Annotated in this window: 17 protein-coding genes and 1 pseudogene; 9 read left to right on the top strand and 9 right to left on the bottom strand. The window is 66.7% G+C overall.

Going from position 1 to position 18233, the window contains the following annotated elements; translation table 11 throughout:
- Positions 1-85 precede the first annotated feature (85 nt).
- The 3 genes from K0O64_RS15205 (at position 86) to K0O64_RS15195 (ending at position 2302) form a co-directional block, all read left to right on the top strand.
- Positions 86-634, top strand: a complete 549-nt coding sequence (locus tag K0O64_RS15205) for a cysteine hydrolase family protein (protein ID WP_096312867.1) — start codon at positions 86-88, stop codon at positions 632-634.
- 80 nt (positions 635-714) lie between these two features.
- A complete protein-coding gene (locus tag K0O64_RS15200; protein WP_096311500.1) occupies positions 715-1899 on the top strand; it encodes an acyl-CoA dehydrogenase family protein in 1185 nt (394 codons plus the stop codon).
- 55 nt (positions 1900-1954) lie between these two features.
- On the top strand, positions 1955-2302 hold the full coding sequence (locus tag K0O64_RS15195; protein ID WP_096311499.1) for a hypothetical protein: 348 nt from the start codon (positions 1955-1957) through the stop codon (positions 2300-2302).
- Here the strand turns inward: K0O64_RS15195 and K0O64_RS15190 are convergent.
- Together K0O64_RS15190 and K0O64_RS15185 are read right to left on the bottom strand one after the other, a co-directional pair.
- Positions 2299-3684 carry an aspartate aminotransferase family protein gene (locus K0O64_RS15190; protein ID WP_096311498.1) on the bottom strand — a complete coding sequence of 462 codons (1386 nt, stop codon included), beginning with the start codon at positions 3682-3684 and terminating at the stop codon, positions 2299-2301. The two genes, K0O64_RS15195 and K0O64_RS15190, sit on opposite strands and share 4 nt — an antisense overlap.
- A 17-nt stretch (positions 3685-3701) precedes the next feature.
- Positions 3702-5219: a CoA-acylating methylmalonate-semialdehyde dehydrogenase gene (locus tag K0O64_RS15185; RefSeq protein ID WP_096311497.1), complete on the bottom strand. Its 1518-nt coding sequence runs from the start codon at positions 5217-5219 to the stop codon at positions 3702-3704.
- Between the two features lie 80 nt (positions 5220-5299).
- On the opposite strand from K0O64_RS15185, the gene K0O64_RS15180 reads away from it, so the two are divergent.
- Positions 5300-6859, top strand: coding sequence for a PucR family transcriptional regulator (locus tag K0O64_RS15180; protein WP_096311496.1), 1560 nt, complete (start codon positions 5300-5302; stop codon positions 6857-6859).
- A gap of 71 nt (positions 6860-6930) precedes the next feature.
- Here K0O64_RS15180 and K0O64_RS15175 read toward each other — a convergent pair whose 3' ends face one another.
- Positions 6931-7758, bottom strand: coding sequence for a formate/nitrite transporter family protein (locus tag K0O64_RS15175; protein ID WP_071944589.1), 828 nt, complete (start codon positions 7756-7758; stop codon positions 6931-6933).
- 83 nt (positions 7759-7841) lie between these two features.
- Between K0O64_RS15175 and K0O64_RS15170 the strand changes: the two genes are divergently transcribed.
- Both K0O64_RS15170 and ripD read left to right on the top strand, forming a co-directional pair.
- Positions 7842-8621 (top strand): hypothetical protein, encoded by a 780-nt coding sequence (locus K0O64_RS15170; protein ID WP_071944591.1) that lies wholly within the window; start codon positions 7842-7844, stop codon positions 8619-8621.
- A gap of 230 nt (positions 8622-8851) precedes the next feature.
- A pseudogene (gene ripD / locus K0O64_RS15165) lies at positions 8852-9337 on the top strand (NlpC/P60 family peptidoglycan-binding protein RipD); the annotation flags it as partial.
- Positions 9338-9339: 2 nt separating this feature from the next.
- On the opposite strand, the gene K0O64_RS15160 reads toward ripD, so the two are convergent.
- The 3 genes from K0O64_RS15160 to K0O64_RS15150 all read right to left on the bottom strand — a co-directional run bounded on the left by K0O64_RS15160 (position 9340) and on the right by K0O64_RS15150 (position 11565).
- On the bottom strand, positions 9340-10056 hold the full coding sequence (locus tag K0O64_RS15160; RefSeq protein ID WP_217353527.1) for an alpha/beta hydrolase fold domain-containing protein: 717 nt from the start codon (positions 10054-10056) through the stop codon (positions 9340-9342).
- Positions 10057-10314: 258 nt separating this feature from the next.
- On the bottom strand, positions 10315-10605 hold the full coding sequence (locus K0O64_RS15155; protein ID WP_096311494.1) for a DUF4193 domain-containing protein: 291 nt from the start codon (positions 10603-10605) through the stop codon (positions 10315-10317).
- A 174-nt stretch (positions 10606-10779) separates the two neighbouring features.
- Entirely contained in the window at positions 10780-11565 is a 786-nt protein-coding gene (locus K0O64_RS15150) for an acyl-CoA thioesterase (RefSeq protein WP_096311493.1), read from the bottom strand.
- Positions 11566-11624: 59 nt separating this feature from the next.
- On the opposite strand from K0O64_RS15150, the gene K0O64_RS15145 reads away from it, so the two are divergent.
- The gene (locus K0O64_RS15145; protein ID WP_096311492.1) at positions 11625-13481 is read left to right on the top strand and encodes a fatty acyl-AMP ligase; all 1857 of its coding nucleotides are present in this window, start codon (positions 11625-11627) and stop codon (positions 13479-13481) included.
- A 28-nt stretch (positions 13482-13509) separates the two neighbouring features.
- Entirely contained in the window at positions 13510-14274 is a 765-nt protein-coding gene (locus tag K0O64_RS15140) for a transporter substrate-binding domain-containing protein (RefSeq protein WP_164520077.1), read from the top strand.
- A 5-nt stretch (positions 14275-14279) separates the two neighbouring features.
- Here the strand turns inward: K0O64_RS15140 and K0O64_RS15135 are convergent, their stop codons facing one another.
- A complete protein-coding gene (locus K0O64_RS15135) occupies positions 14280-15053 on the bottom strand; it encodes an enoyl-CoA hydratase/isomerase family protein (RefSeq protein WP_096311490.1) in 774 nt (257 codons plus the stop codon).
- Between the two features lie 495 nt (positions 15054-15548).
- A complete protein-coding gene (locus K0O64_RS15130; RefSeq protein WP_164520076.1) occupies positions 15549-15755 on the bottom strand; it encodes a hypothetical protein in 207 nt (68 codons plus the stop codon).
- Between the two features lie 22 nt (positions 15756-15777).
- On the opposite strand from K0O64_RS15130, the gene K0O64_RS15125 reads away from it, so the two are divergent.
- On the top strand, positions 15778-17361 hold the full coding sequence (locus tag K0O64_RS15125) for a carbohydrate-binding domain-containing protein (protein ID WP_220045593.1): 1584 nt from the start codon (positions 15778-15780) through the stop codon (positions 17359-17361).
- Between the two features lie 3 nt (positions 17362-17364).
- Here the strand turns inward: K0O64_RS15125 and K0O64_RS15120 are convergent, their stop codons facing one another.
- Entirely contained in the window at positions 17365-18198 is an 834-nt protein-coding gene (locus K0O64_RS15120; protein ID WP_164520074.1) for an acyl-CoA thioesterase domain-containing protein, read from the bottom strand.
- Positions 18199-18233 lie beyond the last annotated feature (35 nt).

Below are 18233 nucleotides of genomic sequence, written 5' to 3'. Positions count from 1 at the left end.
CAGTCTGGCATCGCCGTATTTCGGTTTGGCGAGGTCCATGAGTCAGTCCCGTGAACTGTTGCCGCCGCGCCCTACGATCGCGGGCATGACCACATTGGAGAACCGCCCGAACACCGCGCTGCTCGTCATTGACGTGCAGAACGAGGTGGTGGCCCGCGCCCACGACCGGGATCGGATTGTCGCCAGAATCGCCGGTCTGGTCGAGGATGCGCGGGGCGCCGGTGTTCCCGTGGTCTGGGTCCAGCACTCCGACGCCGAACTCATTGCGGGAAGCCAGGAATGGCGCATCGTCGACGAACTGACCCCGGCCGAGACCGAGCCCCTGGTGGCCAAGAACTACGGGGACTCCTTCGAAGACACCACCCTGGAGTCGACGCTCGGCCAGCTGGGGATCGGACACCTGGTGGTGGCCGGCGCGCAGACCGACCAGTGCGTTCGCTCGACGATCCATGGCGGCTTCGCGCGTGGCTACGACGTCACGCTGGTCGCCGACGCCCACACCACCGAGGATCTGTCGCAGTGGGGTGCGCCGTCACCCGAGCAGGTGATCGCCCACACCAACCTCTACTGGTCACATCAGTCGGCGCCGGGTCGTACAGCGCAGACCGTGCAGGCCGGTGACATCGTCTGGTAATCGCTCCCGCCGAACGCCACCGCGCTATACATTCTTTCAAAAGTGTTCACTGCCGCGCGGCACGCAGATCGGAAACCACAATGACGTCGACAGTTCAATCGGAGATCCGGCCGCTCGACGTGGCCCGCGGCATGCGCGACCTGGTGGTGGCCCAGGCCGGCGAGTCCGAACGGCTGCGGACCATCGCCCCGGCCGTCGTCGAGGAGATGTGGGCCAGCGGACTGATGCCGTCGTTCAATCCCGTCGCGGCCGGCGGAGTGGAGCCGTCGTTCACCGAGATGATCGAGACGTGGATCGAGATGGCCTGGCAGGACGGATCGTTCGGCTGGATCGGGATCGCCAACCTGCCGTCGTCGTTCGCTGCCGCGGCCTACCTTCCTGACGAGGGCTTCGCGGAGGTGTTCACCGCGAACGACAACCGCGTCACGATGGGCGGCCAGTTCTTTCCCAACGGCTCGGGTGTCACCGTCGACGGCGGCTACCGCGTGAGCGGTTCGTGGAGTTTCGGGTCGGGCACCGGCCATTCCGAATATGTCTGCGCCGGATTCTTCCCGATGGTGGACGGCCAGCCGGTGATGGGACCCGGGGGACTACCGGACATGCAGGTGGCCGTGATCCCGCGCGACGAGATCGTGTTCAAGGACGGCTGGCATGTCCAGGGCCTCAAGGGAACCGGCTCGTACGATTACGCGGTTGAGGATGTGTTCGTACCGGCCGCGCGGACCTTCCCGCTGTTCTCCAGTACGCCGCACCGGGGCAGCTCGCCGGCCACTCGGATGGGACTGATGCCGGTCACCGCGGCCGGTCACGCGTCGTGGGCACTCGGCGTCGCCAAGAGCATGCTCGACGACGTGGAGGAGTTGGCGGCCACCAAGTTCCGGATGAGCGACATGGCGTCACTGGCCAGCCGGCCCACCTTCCAGAAGGGGCTGGCCCACCACGTCGCCGCCTGGCGGGCGGCGCGGCTGCTGGTGCTCGATGCGTTCGGCACCGCTGAAGCGGCGGTGGCGGCCGGCGAGGAGCTCACCCCCACGTTGCGCGCCGATATGCGCGTGGCGGCGGTGTATGCGACCGACGTGGCGCGCGAGGCCGCCGAGTGGGCGCATCTGGCTGCGGGGACCACCTCGATCCGGGAGGGCAGCCGCCTCGAACGCGCCTTCCGCGATATTTACACCGGCACCCAGCACGCGTTCATCAGCGAGAAGGTGGCCATCGACGTCGCCCAGATCTGGCTCGGCATCATCGAGGATCAGCCGGGGTTGTGACGGCTGGACCATTTCTCTCGCGGTGCCGCTGATGCCGCACTAGGGTCAGAAAGTTATGACCGACTGGTCCGATCCGCGGCTGCCGCGCAACCAGACGAGTAGCCCGCGGCAGCTCAAACGGTTGAGCCGCAACTTCGCCGGGGTCGGTGTCGGGATTCCTCCCGAACGTCTCCAGCAGATCGCCATGGGTCAGGCGGCCACCGAGGACGAGTTCGTCGATGTGACGTTCGCGCTGACCGCGACACAACTCCGCAGCGAACAACGCCGCACCAAAGTCAGCCGCGCCCAACGGAGTTGCGTGCGCGGCGCCATCGTGTTCGCCGCGGTCCTGATCGCCATCAACGTGCTGATGTGCCTGGGTCTGCTGCTGTTCGTGCTGACCCAGCACACCACCCCGTACTAGCCGGTCACGTACCCGTCGGCGACGTCGAGCGCCTTGTCCAGAATGGCCAGGCCCTCGGCGACCTCGGCGTCGCTGATGTTGCAGGCCGGTACCGCGTGGATCCGGTTGAAGTTCGCGAACGGCAGCAGACCACCGGACTTGCAGGCGGCCAGCACCTCGTTCATCGCCGGGCTGGAACCGCCGTAGGGCGCCAGCGGTTCCCGCGTCTGCTGATTCGCCACCAGCTCGATCGCCCAGAACACACCGAGACCGCGCACCTCGCCGACCGACGGGTGACGGGCCGCCAGCTCCCGCAACCCCGGGCCGAGCACCTGCTCACCGAGCCGGGCGGCATTGGCAACCATGCCTTCGTCTTCCATCGCGTTGATCGTCGCGACCGCCGCACCGCACGCCAGCGGGTGTCCCGAATAGGTCAGACCGCCCGGGTAGGCGCGGTCGGCGAAGGTCGAGTAGATCGCGTCGTTGATCGCCACCCCGCCGAGTGGCACATACCCCGACGTCACACCCTTGGCGAACGTCATGAGGTCGGGCACCACGTCAAAGTTCTGGATTGCGAACCACTTTCCGGTCCGGCCGAACCCTGCCATCACCTCGTCGGCGATGAACACGATGCCGTGGCGGTCGCAGATTTCCCGCACGCCGACCATGTACCCGGGCGGTGGCACCATGATGCCTGCCGTGCCCGGAACGGATTCCAGGATGATCGCGGCGATCGAGTCCGCGCCCTCGTGCTGGATCAGCCGCTCCAGGTAGTCCAGCGCGCGCTCCGACTCCTGCTGCTCGTTCTCGGCGAAGAACGAGGAGCGATACAGGAACGGGCCGTTGAAGTGCACGACACCGGAACTGGCGTAGTCGTTGGGGTAGCGCCGCGGGTCGCCGGTCAGGTTGACCGCGGTGTCGGTGCCGCCGTGGTAGGAGCGGTAGCGGGACAGCACCTTGTAGCGCCCGGTGTGCAGGCGCGCCATCCGCACGGCGTGTTCGACGGCGTCGGCGCCACCGTTGGTGAAGAACACCCGGTTCAGGTCACCGGGGGTGCGCTCGGCGATCAGCCGGGCCGCCTCCGAACGGGCGGCGTTCGCGTGCTGCGGCGCGATCGTGCACAGCTTGGCGGCCTGCTCGGCGATCGCGGCCACGACCTTCGGGTGCTGATGACCGATATTGGTGAACACCAGCTGCGAGGAGAAGTCGAGCAGCTTGTTGCCGTCGCCGTCCCAGACGTAGGAGCCCTCCGACGCGACGATAGTCATCGGCTTGATCTGCGCCTGCGCCGACCAGGAGTGGAAGACGTGCGCGCGGTCCAGCTCGTAGGCCCGCGCGGCTTCGGCGCGGGCGGTGTCGAGGTCCTGGCCGCTGGGCAGGATGTGGGAATCGATAGTCGTCATGGATGCCTCTTTCGAGCTCAGGTGTTCTGCGGGAAGCCGAGGTTGATGCCGCCATGAGAGGGATCGAGCCACCGCGTGGTGACTACTTTGCCACGCGTGAAGAAGTGCACGCCCTCGGTGCCGTGGGCATGGGTGTCGCCGAACAGCGAGCTCTTCCAGCCACCGAAGCTGTAGTAGGCGGTCGGCACCGGGATCGGCACGTTGATGCCGACCATGCCGACCTCGACCTCATTCTGGAACCGCCGGGCCGCGCCACCGTCGTTGGTGAAGATCGCGGTGCCGTTGCCGTACGGGTTCGAGTTGATCAGCTCCAGAGCCTCGTCGTAGGAGTCCACCCTTACCACCGAGAGCACCGGGCCGAAGATCTCGTCGGTGTAGACGCTCATTTCGGGGGTGACATTGTCGATCAGGGTGGGGCCCAGCCAGAAGCCGTCTTCATCGCCGTCGACGGCGGTGCCTCGGCCGTCGACCACGATGGTGGCGCCGTCCGCCTCGCCGGCGTCGATGTAGGAGGCGACCTTGTCGCGGTGGGCCTTGGTCACCAGCGGACCCATGTCGGTGTTGCGGGTGCCGTCGCCGATCTTCAATGACGTTGCGCGCTCGGCGATCTTGGCCACCAGCTCGTCGGCGATCGGGCCGACGGCGACGGCGGCCGAGATGGCCATGCAGCGTTCACCGGCCGAGCCGAAGCCGGCGTTGATCATCGCGTCGGCGGCCAGGTCGAGGTCGGCGTCGGGCAGGATCACCGCGTGGTTCTTGGCGCCGCCGAGAGCCTGGACGCGCTTGCCGTGCAAGGTCGCGGTGGAGTAGATGTACTGCGCGATCGGGGTGGAGCCGACGAACGAGACGGCCTTGATGGCCTTGTTGGTCAGCAGTTCGTCGACGGCGACCTTGTCGCCCTGCAGGACGTTGAACACGCCGGCAGGCAGACCCGCCTCGGCCCACAGGTTCGCGATCCACAGCGCGGCCGACGGATCCTTCTCAGAAGGCTTGAGCACCACAGTGTTTCCGGTGGCGATCGCGATGGGGAAGAACCACATGGGCACCATGGCGGGGAAGTTGAACGGGCTGATGACGGCGACCGGGCCGAGCGGCTGGCGGATCGAGGCGACGTCGACGTTGGTCGAGGCGTTCTCGGTCATCCCGCCCTTGAGGAGATGCGGTATGCCGCAGGCGAATTCGACGACTTCCTGACCGCGGGTGACCTCGCCGAGGGCGTCGGAGAGCACTTTGCCGTGCTCGGCGGTGATGATCGCGGCCAGTTCTTCCTTGCGGGCGTTCAGCAGCTCCCGGAATGCGAACAACACCGAGACCCGCTTGGCCAGTGAGGTGTCGCGCCAGGCCGGGAACGCGGCGGCAGCGGCGTCGATCACCGCGCGGGCGTCGGCGACGTCGGCCAGCGCAACCTGACCGGTGACCTGGCCGGTGGCCGGGTTGGTGACGGCGGCCGTCCGGTCGCTGCTGCCGGCGAAGTTCTTGCCGTCGGCCCAGTGGGCGATGGTGCGGACGCGGGTGTTGGGCGCGGTGAGGGTCATACTGCGATTCTGGCGGGCGAAGAACCTGCTCGGAGCCGACAGAGTGTAATCATCAGATGTATGTCTTTTACACTATGTCAATGCAGCTGACGCTCTCCGACATTCTCGAGCTGCCGTCGGTGCAACGGGGCGAGCCGGAGGTGGTGTGCACCGGACCGATGGACCACCCGGTGCGCTGGGTGCATGTCAGCGATCTCGCCGACCTGTCGGGCCTGCTGACCGGCGGCGAACTGGTGCTGACCACCGGTCAGGCGCTGGCCGACCCGGCTCGGCGGGACGCGTACCTGCCGGGGCTGGCCCAGGCCGGCGCGGTCGGCGTGGTGATCGAGCTCGGCCTGCACATCGACCGGCTTCCGGAGTCGGTGCGCGCAGTGGGCGAGGCGCTGTCGCTGCCGGTGATCGTGTTGCACCGGCCGGTGCGCTTCATCGACGTCACCGAAGAGGTACATCGCCGGATCGTCGCCGACCAGTACGCCGAAGTCGCGTACGCCCAGCGGGTGCACGAGGCGTTCACCGCGTTGAGCATGCGCCGCGCCTCGGTCGACCAGATCATCAGTGCGGCTGCGGAAATGCTCGACACCCCGGTGGTGCTGGAGGATCTCAACCGGCAGGTGCTGGCGTTCGACGGGCGGGGTATCGCGGCGGCGGAGCTGCTAACCGAGTGGGAGCGGCGGTCGCGGTTGGCGGGCAGCGATACGTGGACGGCCTGCCCGGTGGGGCCGCACCGCGAGGAGTGGGGCCGGCTGATCGCGCCGCGGGTCGCGGCCGATCAACGCGCGGTGATGACGTTGGAGCGTGCGGCCCAGGCGCTGGCCTTGAATCGGATGGTCGAGCAGAACCGCAGCTCGCTGGAACTGCGGGCGCAGAGCGGCTTGGTCGACGATCTGCGTCGCGGACGGATCACCGACGAGGCCGAGGCCACGGCCCGCGCCCATGCTCTCGGTCTGCGTCCCGCGCTGACCTATGTGCCGATGACGGTGCGGCTACGGGAGAGTCCGGGCGCCGATCAGGTCGTGATCGCTCAGCGTCGGGTGCGCACGCTGGACGCGATCATGCACGCCGTGCGGTCCGCCGGTCATACCGGTCTGGCGGCCACCCGCGACGACGGGCAGATCGACATCGTGCTGGCGCCGCAGCGCACCAGCACCCTCGAGCAGGTGTGCACCGCGATTCGCCAGGCGGTCATTCGCCTCGACGGGGTGAGTGGATGCGCGATCGGGGTCGGGCCGGAGTCCAGCCGTCTGGTCGACGCGGTGGGCGGGCTGCGCGAGGCTGCCCACGTCGCCGAGGTGGCTATCGCGATGCCCTTGCAGGACAAGCCATTTCACCGGGTATCGGACGTCCGTCTACGTGGGTTGCTGTCGCTCATCCGGACCGATTCGCGGGTCCAGGCGTTCGCCGAGACGGAACTGGCCGGACTGCTGGCGCATCGCGCGAAGCACGGCGACGAGGCGTTCGATCTCCTGCGGCGTTTCCTCGAGGCCGGCGGCAACAAGGCCGAATTGGCCAGGACACTGCACATGTCCCGGCCCACGCTGTACGCCCGGCTGGACGCACTCGAGCGCATCGTCGGCCTCGACCTCGACGATGCGGAGTCCCGGACGTCGTTGCATGTGGCGATGCTGATTTTGAGTTCCTAAACTGCGCCGAGACTGCACTTGTTCGCGCACTTACTCGGGAAACGTGTACAACATGTGCAGTTTCGGCGACATCACGCCGACGCGGGGTCCTCGGCGTCGCGGCGCTCGTCCTTCAAGCGTTCCTTGCTGCGCAACAGCCGCAGCAAGGTCACCAGCACCAGCCCGCCGGCGATGTTGCCGACCAGGGTGTACCAGAACCACCCGAGCCAATCGAGATAACCGAACGGTGCTTCGCCGGTGGACAGGGCGCCAAAGATCAACAGCGAGTCCAGGATCGAATGGAACAGCTGGAGCCCGGCCAGCACGAAGGCCCCGGCTACGGCGGCGGCGATCTTGCCGGGCACCGAGTCGGTACCGTGCTGCATACGCGTCATCAGTGTGATCGCCATGCCGCCCAGCACCGCGAGCGCCAGCGTCTGCACCGAGAGCGGCGCACGTACGAAATGCTCTGCGGATTCAATGGTTTGCGCCTCGAGCTTGGGGAACGCCGCGATGATCAGCGCCATGATCACCCAGCCGCCGACGAGGTTGGCCACCAGGGTGCCGCTCCACAGCTTCGCGAGCTGAGCCACGCTGGCCCGCTTGGCGGCCACCGTCGTCACGGGAACCAGGAAGCCTTCGGTGAACAGCTCGCTGCGACCGAGGAGCAGGGCAAGGAACCCGATGGAGAACGCCAGCCCGGCCAGTAGTTGGTTGTGCGTCTCGTGCAGGACGGACAGATACGCGAGCACGCCGATCGCGACCTCAGTGCCTCCGAAGAACCCGGTCACCAACACTTCACGCCAGCTGCGATGCAGACGCTGGCTGCCCTCGTCCACCATCCTGTTGAAGGCGGCTTCGAGTTCGTCCTCGATCGGACTGTCGGACTCGCCCAGTTGGCGCTGGCTCGTTGTACTCACGATTCGGTGTACCCACCCACTTCGCGCCCAACACGGCAAGCCGCTGAGCACTTGCTCAACGCTCGCCCATAGACTGGCCCACCGTGGGCATTCTCGTTGGCTTCGCGCCGTGGATCGTCTATTGGGTACTCGTCGGCAACGTGCCGTTCAAGACGGCCGTGCTGGTCGCGCTCGGTATCGCGGTGATCGGCCTGGTGATGAGCCGCACTCGCAAGGCCGCCAGCCTCACCTTCGAAATCGGTGCTGTCGCAATCTTCTTCGTGCTCACCGTGCTGACCTTTGTGGCGAGCGAGTCGTTCATGGAGCGGTGGATGCAGCCACTGAGCAACGCGGGCATCCTGCTCATCGCCCTGGTCGGCGCTCTCATCGGCAAGCCGTTCGTGCGCGAGTTCGCCGCGGCCGGCCGCTCCGACGAGATCATCAACAGCGAGCTGTTCAGACGGATCACATCGCTGCTGACCTGGATCTGGATCGCCGCCTTCGCCGGTATGACGGTGTCCTCGGCGATCCCACCGATCGTGCAGGGCGACGCAACGATTCTCGACACTGCGACCCCGCTGTCGTTCCTGTGCTACTGGGTGATTCCGTTCGCGCTGTTGGGTCTGGCCGCGCTCGCCTCGCGGATCCTGCCCGACAAGATGGTCCTGTCCGACGACGTGGTGCGTGAGACATCCTTCGTCGCCTACAGCGAAGCCGCGATCGACGAGCTGTACTACCTGGCCCAGGAGCACGCCAACCGCGAAGTCGGTGCGGGCAAGGAGGCCTACGACGTCAAGGTCGGCGGGATGGGCATGACGCTGACCGGAGACGACTCCCGCAAGTCGTGGCCGTCGACGTACCGGGTGCGCGACCGGCGCCGCTGAGCGAGCCTCCCTGCGGCCCCACACCGTTGCTGACGGCATGTCGGCGATCGCAACCAATCGGGCAAGGATGCACACCGCTTTGGACACCGTTGCGTCACGGTTCGGCTAAAGGCCCAGCTCAGGCGGTAACCGCAGCAAGCAGCTGTCACCTATTTGCGGTAGAAAGTGACAGAAGTGACCTCTGTGAAGAGGACGGAGCTTTGCTCAGAGGCGCCCGGAAGGTGGAAACGATGAACAAGCGGTTGTATGCCCTGGCGATCAGCCTGATGATGCTGCTCGCAATCCCCGGCCTGCTCGCCCCGACGGCAACTGCCGCACCGGTGGGCCGGGATCAGTACGTCCAACTGGTGATCCAGCGTGGACTCGCCCAGCGCGGCGTGCCCTACGCGTGGGCCGGCGGTGACATCAACGGACCCACCCTGGGCAAAGGACCGAGCGCGGCCGTCGTCGGCTTCGACGCCTCGGGCTTGATCCAGTACATCTACGCCGGCGTCGGAGCCAAGCTGCCCCGGTCATCGGCCGACATGTACAAAGTGGGCCAGCACGTCACCGCCGACCAGGCGCTGCCGGGTGACCTGATCTTCTACGGACCCGACGGCACGCAGAGCGTCGCGATGTTCTTGGGCAACAACCAGATGCTCGAGGTCACCGACACCGTCGTCGCGGTGTCCGCGGTTCGCGCCAAAGACATGGCGCCGTACCTGGTTCGCGTCATCGCCTAACCGACCCCTGGGGGCGTGCCGTTGATCGCGTCGACGATTCGTCGGCGCGCGGCGCGCCCTTCGGGTATCGGTAGCAGGGGATAGACGTGCACCATGCCCTCGCCCTCGATGACGTCGGCGTCGACCCCGGCCGCCGTAGCCCTGCGGGCCAACAGGTGCGCGTCGGGGTTGAGGATGTCGCGGGTTCCGGTGAAGATCGTCAGCGCCGTCAATCCCGTCAGCTCCGCCGACAACGGGCTGACCAGGGGGTCGTCGATGCTCAACCCACCGCGCCAGTAGCGCACGTACTCGGCGATGCCGGGACGGGACAGCCACGGATCCCGCGGTTCCAGCGCGGGGATCTCGGGGTTGGCCATGGCGGCGTCGAGCGCCGGTGCGATCAGGAATAGCCGGCAGGGCTGCTCAAAACCCTTGTCGCGCAGCAGTATTGCCGAGGACAGGGCGATCTGGCCGCCGGCTGAATCGCCGAGCAGGAAGGTGCGCCGCGACCCCACCAGTGCAATCTCGGCACTGACGAGTTCGGCGACCCGCGGCACCACCTCACCAGCGGTACCCCACGGGATGAGGGGGTAGATCGGAACCCGCACCGCCGTCTGCGTCTCGGCGGCCAGCTGGGCGATCAGCCGCCAGTGCGCCGGCTCGATCTCATTGACCCACCCGCCACCGTGCAGATACAGCGCCCGATGGCGGGCGCGCCCGCCTGCGGGTGACACCGTGTAGATCCCCGGGTCGCTCCGCTCCTGCCCGCCGAATGTAGATCGGCCACCCGTCGTGTCCGGCGCTGACCTCGACATCGTCACGTAGCCGTGGCGGCCCGAAAGGCAGGGGCCGCAACGCTCGCTCGGCGACTCGCTGACGCGCGGCGACAGCGTCGGACAGGGGCTTCCCCCGTCCGGTGGCGCGCAGTATCAGCGGTACCAGTCGGCTAGCCGCACTCGGCATCCGACCATTGTGGCCGACTCAGGCCGGCCTCAGGCGCAGTCGGAGCAGACCATGCTGGTCGCGTCGGCCAGCCGGCTGCGGTGATGCACCAGAAAGCAGCTGGTGCACGTGAACTCGTCCGCCTGCTTGGGGATCACCCGCACCGTGAGTTCTTCGTCGGACAGGTCGGCGCCGGGCAATTCGAAAGAATCGGCGGCCTCGGCCTCGTCAACATCAATCACGGCCGTAGCCGTGTCCTTGCGCCGTCCCGCCAGATCTTCGAGCGACTCTTCCTCAGGCTCGGCCTGGGTACGGCGGGGAGCGTCATAATCAACCGACATGGTCCGTGCCTTTCATTCCTTCCGCATTCGACGTCGCGACAACGCGGTCGAATGCGAGTTTGTTCCCGTAGCCGGTCTCGGCTAAACACCGTTGTTTCGGGCTGTCTCCCCGCTGGCTACTGCCTGGCTGTGGCCTGCGGATTCTTACGCCTTTAAGTACGTAGAAGGCGATGCTCAGGTTCGCCAGAGCGACTCCTGGACGACGCTGGCGATCAGGGTACCGTCATCGCGCTGCAGTGACCCGCGCGCCAATCCGCGCGCGTCGCTGTGAGTCACCGCGACCGCATCGTAGAGATGCCAGTGGTGGGGGTCGCTCGGCCGATGCAGCCACAGCGCGTGGTCGAGGCTGGCGGCACCGCCCGGGCCGGGGAATTCCGGTCCCGGCGGCCGGGCCGTGGACACCATGCCCAGGTCAGAAATGAAGGTCAGGGCGCAGGCCCGCAGCAGGGGATCGTCCTCGACCGGCTCGCGGGTGCGGAACCAGAAGGGCTGAGTGGGCCAGTCGACGCCGCTCTGCCGGCCGGGCGCGATGCGGATGTCGAAGTGATCGGCCCACTCGATCGGCAGCCTTGTGAGAATCGTCGCGTCCGTCAAGGGGACTCGTGGTTCCTGCGGCCGCTGCCAGTCGGTGTTCGTCTCGGGTTGGTGGAACGACGCCAACATCTCGAAGATCGCGGCGCCGTCCTGCACGGCGGTGACGCGGCGGGTGTTGAACGAGCGTCCGTCACGGGTGATCTCGACGGTGAACTCGACGTCGACGCCGATCCGGCCGCCTTTGATGAAGTAGGCGTGCAGGGATTGCGGCAGCCGACCCGGTTCCACGGTGGCGCCCGCGGCCGCGAGCGCCTGCGCGGCGATCAGTCCGCCGAACAGTCGGGACCCGGCACCGTAGGACGCCGAGGCGCGAAACGTGTCTCCGCTGCGGTCGAGTTGGACCAGGTCGGCGATCCAGCTCGGCATGCTCTCCCCGCGTTGTCGTGGTCGAAAATCGCACTCACGATAGTGCATAGACTTCGTCCATGGACCGCGGCCACGTCGACGCACCTGACGGCCTGCTTCGCATCGAGGACTGTCTGGACGCGGACGGCAACGTCGTGTTGCCCCCGGGTGTCACGCTGATCTCGTTGATCGACCGCAATATCGCCAACGTCGGCGATTCCGTTGCGTATCGCTACCTCGACTACAGCCGTTCGGCGGAGCCGGTGGTGTTCGAGCTGACGTGGGCTCAGCTCGGCGTGCGGCTGCGCGCGATCGGCGCGCACATTCAGCGCGCCGCCGCGCGCGGGGACCGGGTCGCGATCTTGGCGCCGCAGGGGTTGGATTACGTCGCGGGGTTCTTCGCCGCGATCAAGGCAGGCACCATTGCGGTGCCGTTGTTCGCGCCCGAATTGCCCGGCCACGCCGAACGTCTCGATACGGCCCTGGGTGATTCCGAACCCACCCTGGTGCTCACGACCGCGGCCACCGCCGACGGGGTGCGTGAGTTTCTGTCGAAGCTGCCGCCGGCCCGGCAGCCGCAGGTTCTGATCATCGACGAGATTCCGGATTCGGCGGCCGACGACTTCGCCCCCGTCCCGATCGACGTCGACGATGTCTCGCATCTGCAGTACACCTCCGGCTCCACGCGCCCGCCGGCCGGCGTGGAGATCACCCACCGCGCCGTCGGCACCAACCTGATCCAGATGATCCTGTCGATCGATCTGCTCAACCGAAACACGCACGGCGTCAGCTGGTTACCGCTCTACCACGACATGGGCTTGTCGATGATCGGCTTCCCGACGGTCTACGGCGGGCATTCCACACTCTTGTCGCCGACCGCCTTCATCCGCAGGCCGCAGCGCTGGATCCGGGCGCTGTCCGACGGGTCCAGCGAAGGCCATGTCGTCACCGCCGCACCGAATTTCGCTTACGAGTGGACCGCACAACGGGGATTGCCCGACGCCGGTGACGATATCGACCTGAGCAATGTGGTGATGATCATCGGTTCCGAACCGGTGAGTGCCGACGCCATCGCCACGTTCTCGGCGGCGTTCGCACCGCATGGTCTGCCGCCGACGGCATTCAAACCCTCGTATGGCATCGCCGAGGCCACCCTGTTCGTCGCGACCATCGCACCGACGGCCGTGCCCACGGTGATTCGGCTGGACCGTGAGAAGTTGGCCGGTGGGGTCGCGAGCGAGGCCTCGGCGGACGACGCCGACGCCGTGATCGGGGTGTCGTGCGGCCAGGTGGCCCGCACACTGTGGGCGGTGATGGTCGACCCGGACACCGGCGAGGAGCTACCCGATAGCCGGATTGGTGAAATCTGGTTGCACGGCAACAACATCGGGCGCGGTTACTGGGGCCAGCCGGGGGAGAGTCAGCGAATCTTCGGCGCCCGGTTGACCCGCCGGCGCGACGGCGGCAGCCACGCCGAGGGTGTGCCCGATGATGCGAACTGGTTGCGCACCGGCGACCTCGGCTTCTATCGCGGGGGTGAGCTGTATGTGACGGGCCGCCTCGCCGACATCGTGACGATCGACGGGCGAACGCTGTATCCGCACGACATCGAGAAGACGGTCGCGGATTCGTCGCCCATCGTTCGGCGCGGATACGTCGCGGCGTTCTGCGTGCCGGCCAACCAGATCGCCGGTGCGACAACACAAGACACCGGTGACCAGCTTGTGGTGATCGCGGAGCGCGCGGCGGGCACCAGCCGCAGCGATCCGACGGCCGCGATCGAGGCCATCCGGTCGGCGGTGAGCCAACGGCACGGCATCGCGGCCGCCGACGTGCGGCTGCTGCCTGCGGGCGCGATCCCGCGCACCACCAGCGGCAAACTCGCCCGGCGGGCCTGCCGTGCCGAATACCTCAGCGGCGTAATGGCAGGGCGGTAAATCCGTGCGGCCGTTGACATTTGGTGCTGTGGCAATCGCTACCGTGATCACCGCGTCCGTCGTCCCGTCGATCGCCTCGGCCGGTGGGCCGGCCACCTTGAAGGTCTGCACCACCGGCGATTACCGGCCATTGACCTACCGCGACCCGGCGACCGGGCGGTACAGCGGAGTCGACATCGACATGGCCACCGACCTGGCCGCACATCTCGGCCGTGAACCGGTGTTCGTGCCCACCAGCTGGTCGGCGCTCGTCGCGGACCTCACGTCGGCCGGAAAGTGCGATATTGCGATGGGCGGCATCACCGACACCCCTGAGCGGCGCCGCGTCGCCGAGGTCAGCAGGCCATACCTGGCCAGTGGCAAGACCCCGCTGGTGACGACGACCAACGCCGGGCGACTGGCGACAATCGAACAGATCAACCAGCCCGGCGTGCGGGTGATCGAGAACAGCGGCGGCACCAACGAGCGCTTCGCCCGCACGAACTTCCCCGATGCGCAGCTCACCATCTGGCCGGACAACACCACGATCTTCGATCAACTCGCGGCCGGCAACGCCGACGTCATGGTCACCGACGCCATCGAAGCCATCTATCAGTCGTCGCTACACCCGCAGTTGGTGGCCCAGCACCCGGAGCAGCCGTTCACCGCGGAGGCCAAGGCCTACCTGCTTCCCAAGGGCAGTCCCCTCCTGGGCCAGACCGACGCCTGGCTGACCGGAGCGCTCGACGATGGCACCTATGCCGGGATCTATGAACGCTGGGTGCACTCACCGGCGCCCGAGCCGCCGGGTTAGGCCGGTCAGCGTCCCTTCCACTGTGGCGTGCGTTTCTCCCGCCAGGCCAGCAGGCCTTCGCCGACGTCCTCGGTGGCACCGGCGACCTTGCGCATCACCTCGCCGAAGCGCACCGACTCGATCCAGCCCATGTCGGCGGTTCGCCACGCCACCTCCTTGGTCGCCCGCTGTGCCAACGGCGCGGCCTCGGTCAGTGTCCTGGCCCATGCCTGCGCCTCCGCCTGCAGGTCCTCGGGTTCGACGAGCTTCCACACCAGCCCGATCTCCTTGGCCCGCTCGGCGCTGATCGGCTTTCCGGTCAGCAGAAGCTCCATGGCGTTGGCCCAGCCGACGCGGTGCGGCAACCGGATGGCGCCGACGATGGTCGGCACGCCCAGTCTCACCTCGGGAAAGCTGAAAGTCGCCTCGGTAGAGGCGATCACGAAGTCGCAGAACAGGACGCCGGTGACTCCGTAGCCGACGCACGGACCATGCACCGCGGCAATCGTGGGCTTGAAAAGCTCCATACCGCTTTCAAAGGAGTTGATGGTCGGCTTCTCCCAGAAGGTTCCGCCGAAGGTGCCCACCGAGCCTTCGCCGTCCTTGAGGTCACCGCCGGCGCAGAAGACGTCACCGGTGGCGGTCAGGATTCCGACCCAGGCCTCCTCCTCATCGCGGAATCGGTCCCATGCCGCGTTGATTTCCTGGCGGAGCGGACCGTTGATGGCATTGCGCGCCTCCGGCCGGTTGAGGGTGATGGTTGCGACGTGCTCTTCCAGCTCATAGGTGACGAGGCTCATTGCTGCACTCTAGTTTCGGACCGCAGCGCACGACGCGTGTGACGCAATCGAAGTTTGCTGAATTCACATGATCATGAATCTTTTCCAGCAAATTGGTGCTGTTTGTATATCGACAGCAATCGCCACTTGTGCGTCAGCAAACTTGCAGGCAAATCACAAAGCGAAAACGCTTTTTCGTTCTAGACAATTATGAGACGCCGCCCCGTGGAATTGGTAATTTTCAAATGCGGCAGCAGAAGCCGGGGTGGGGCAAGGTGTTTCAGACAACGAGGCGCGCGCTCCCCAGCGGCAAGAGTGTTCGGGGGTGAACATGTCAGACGAAGAGTTTCGGCTGAGTTCGCGGCGACTGGTTAACAACGCAAAGTCATATACGGACGCTTGGTCTCAATCGCCATACGTCGGCCGAATCGGTGGGCTGGCGGTCGCTTTGGGTATCGGTTCGGCGATGATGGCGGGCGGCGTCGCTCACGCGGACACGTCGGGCGCCGAGCAATCTCAGGGTTCGGCCACCAAATCGAGCCAAGCCAGCTCAGCTCGCTCGACGCGGCATTCGGCCGCCAGCTCGTCGGCTTCTCGCTCCGGATCGCGAACCTCGCCTAAACCCAGCCCGCGCACAGCAGATGCGGCTCCCGAACCGGCCCTCACCGCCCCGAAAGCCGTGGCAGGCGCGGGCATCAGCGGGTCGACGACGCGGGCAGTCACCGATTCGGTGCAATCGATCAGCGTGTCTACCCCAGTCGTTCTAAAAGAGGTGGCGAGCACCCCGGTCGTGTCGGTCGCTCGCAGCACCGCCAGCCCGGCGGCATCGGTCAACGCGGCCGTCAGTGCGACCCGTGCCGCGCTGGAAAGCCTGCTGAACAACGCGAAGCCGCCGACACTGCCGCCGCCCCAACTGCTGCTGTCTCTGCTTCAAGGGGCACGCAAGGAATTCGAGTCGCTCCTCGGCACGTCGACGGCCAGCGCAGCGACGGCGGCCGTCGCAGGAACCGCCACCAGCGGCACGACCACCGTCGTGATAGAAGGCGAGTCGCTGACCGTCAGTCCCGCCAAAGCCGGCAGCATCTACTCCGACGCCACTGCTTCTGGACGCAAAGCGCTGCTGCTGTCCACGAATTCAACAGCCACAAAGACACTTTCGCTCCCGTCGGCGACGGGACTGGTGATACGTGCCCGGGGCGACCAGTACAACGGTGCTCCGATCATGACGGTGTCAGTCGACGCGGTCGTGGTGGCTACCACACAGGTGTCGGCGACGTCGTGGACCGACTACTCGATCCCCGTGTCGCTATCGGCCGGAACCCACACGATCAGCGTCGCGTTCACCAACGATCTGCGTCAGTCCGCAGCCAAGGACCGCAACCTGCGCATCGACACGATCACCGTGTTGCCGGCGCCCACCTCGACTCCGCCAGCCACGCAGACGCCACCCTACTTCCAGGCGGCCGACTGGTTGTGGAAGCCGATCGTGGCGAATCCTGTCATCGCCGCGAACAGCGCCGCCTGGGTCCAGTACTTGTCCGCCGTGAATGCCCAACACGTGGCCGACCTCTATCAGTACGGTGTCACCCTCGTGACAGCCACGGCGACGACGCCGCGCTATGACGTGACGTTCACCAAACCCTGGGGGAGCGACCCGATGGCCTCCTACACCGTGGCCATTCCACCCGGGCTGAATCTGCCGGCGGGCTCAGACAGGCAGGTCGCCATCCTCGATCCGGTCACGGGGAGGGCATTTGGCCTCTGGCAGGCGAGCTACGACAACACCACCGACACCTGGTCAGCCTCCTGGGGCGGCATGACCGACCTGAGCGGCAATGGCGTCGACCAATCCGGTTCTGCGACGGGGACGAACATCGCCCGGTATGCCGGTGTCATCACAGCGTCGGAATTCAGCGCCGCGGTTTCGGCCAACACCGGAATCAACCATGCGCTGTTCATCTCGAGTGACATCGCCGGCGCACTGTTCACCGGACCGGCCACCAAGTCGGACGGCACCAATATCGCCGGGGTTGCGACCCCGATACCGGAAGGCACCCGGATCCAGCTGGATCCGTCCATCAATGTCGACGCGATTCCCGGCATCTCGGACGCCGAAAAGGTGATTGCGAAAACGCTTCAGACCTACGGCGCCTATGTCGGCGACCAGGGCGGTGCGCGCATGGCGTTCGTCTTCGAAGTAACCCCTGACGCTTCGCCGACGAACCCGGGCGCGGTGTGGACCGGCGCGGGCCTGTCGTGGGACTACTACGACATGGCCGCCATCCCGTGGTCTCAGCTGCGGGTCCTGGCGAACTGGGACGGCTCTTGACCGCTAGCCGCGCGGGCGGGTCGCGGGATTCGCGACCGCGGTGACCATGCTGGTGCCGAAGGCCCCCGAGTCGTCGAAGAGGGTTGCGGTGCCCACCGACACTCCGTTCTCGGCGAACTGGGTGTCGGCCTGCACACCGATGTACACACCGCGCGGAAGCCGTGACAGCGCCACCGTCAGATCGCCGTTGACGTAACCGGTTCCGCCGCCGCCTAGATTCGTCACCAGGTTGGCGGCAGCCTCGGCGACCACCGCCGCGCGGACGAAGGGCGTGGCCGGCAGACCGGCTACCGCGTCAAGGCCGCCGTAATAGGCGCGTGTGCGTCCGGCGATGTACGGTTGTTCGCCCATTGGGCTCCATCCGGTCCCATCGCTGTCCACGTAGAGGGCGCGATCGTCGGCATCGGCGGCACGCGCGACAGACTCTGCGGTATCGCGTTCGGCGATGTCCGGTGCGTGAGATTGCCGGTATTGCAACATGGTTGCGCGGGCGACGATCCAATCATCTTGAATGATGTCGCATTCGGCGGTACGCATCCGGTTGCCGTGCCGGATGAGCCGGGTCTGGACTCCGGTGGGCACCGCGCGTGCCGGCTTGAGCAGATCGAGCGTCAGCCGGGCGGGAAGGTAGCCGGCGGCGCCGTACTTGCGCTCCAGCGTCGAGGCCGCGAGGCCGGCGATCGCTTGACCGCTGAGCAGTCCGTCACTCCAGGAAGCCGCAGCCGATGTGGTGGGCCGGAAGATGCCGGTGCCGTGCTGAACGAAATACGCTGGGCGGATACCGATTGCACTCGAAGCCACCGCCGTGCGCTGGGACAGAGCCATGCCGCTGTTCACCGTTGCCATCCTTTGAGTCAGGGGAGCCGCCGCTT

This window comes from Mycolicibacterium pallens (genome assembly GCF_019456675.1).
Taxonomy (GTDB): Bacteria; Actinomycetota; Actinomycetes; order Mycobacteriales; family Mycobacteriaceae; genus Mycobacterium; species Mycobacterium crocinum.
The sequence above is the reverse complement of the archived record's forward strand: the minus strand, read 5'-3'. Positions and strand labels throughout refer to the sequence as shown.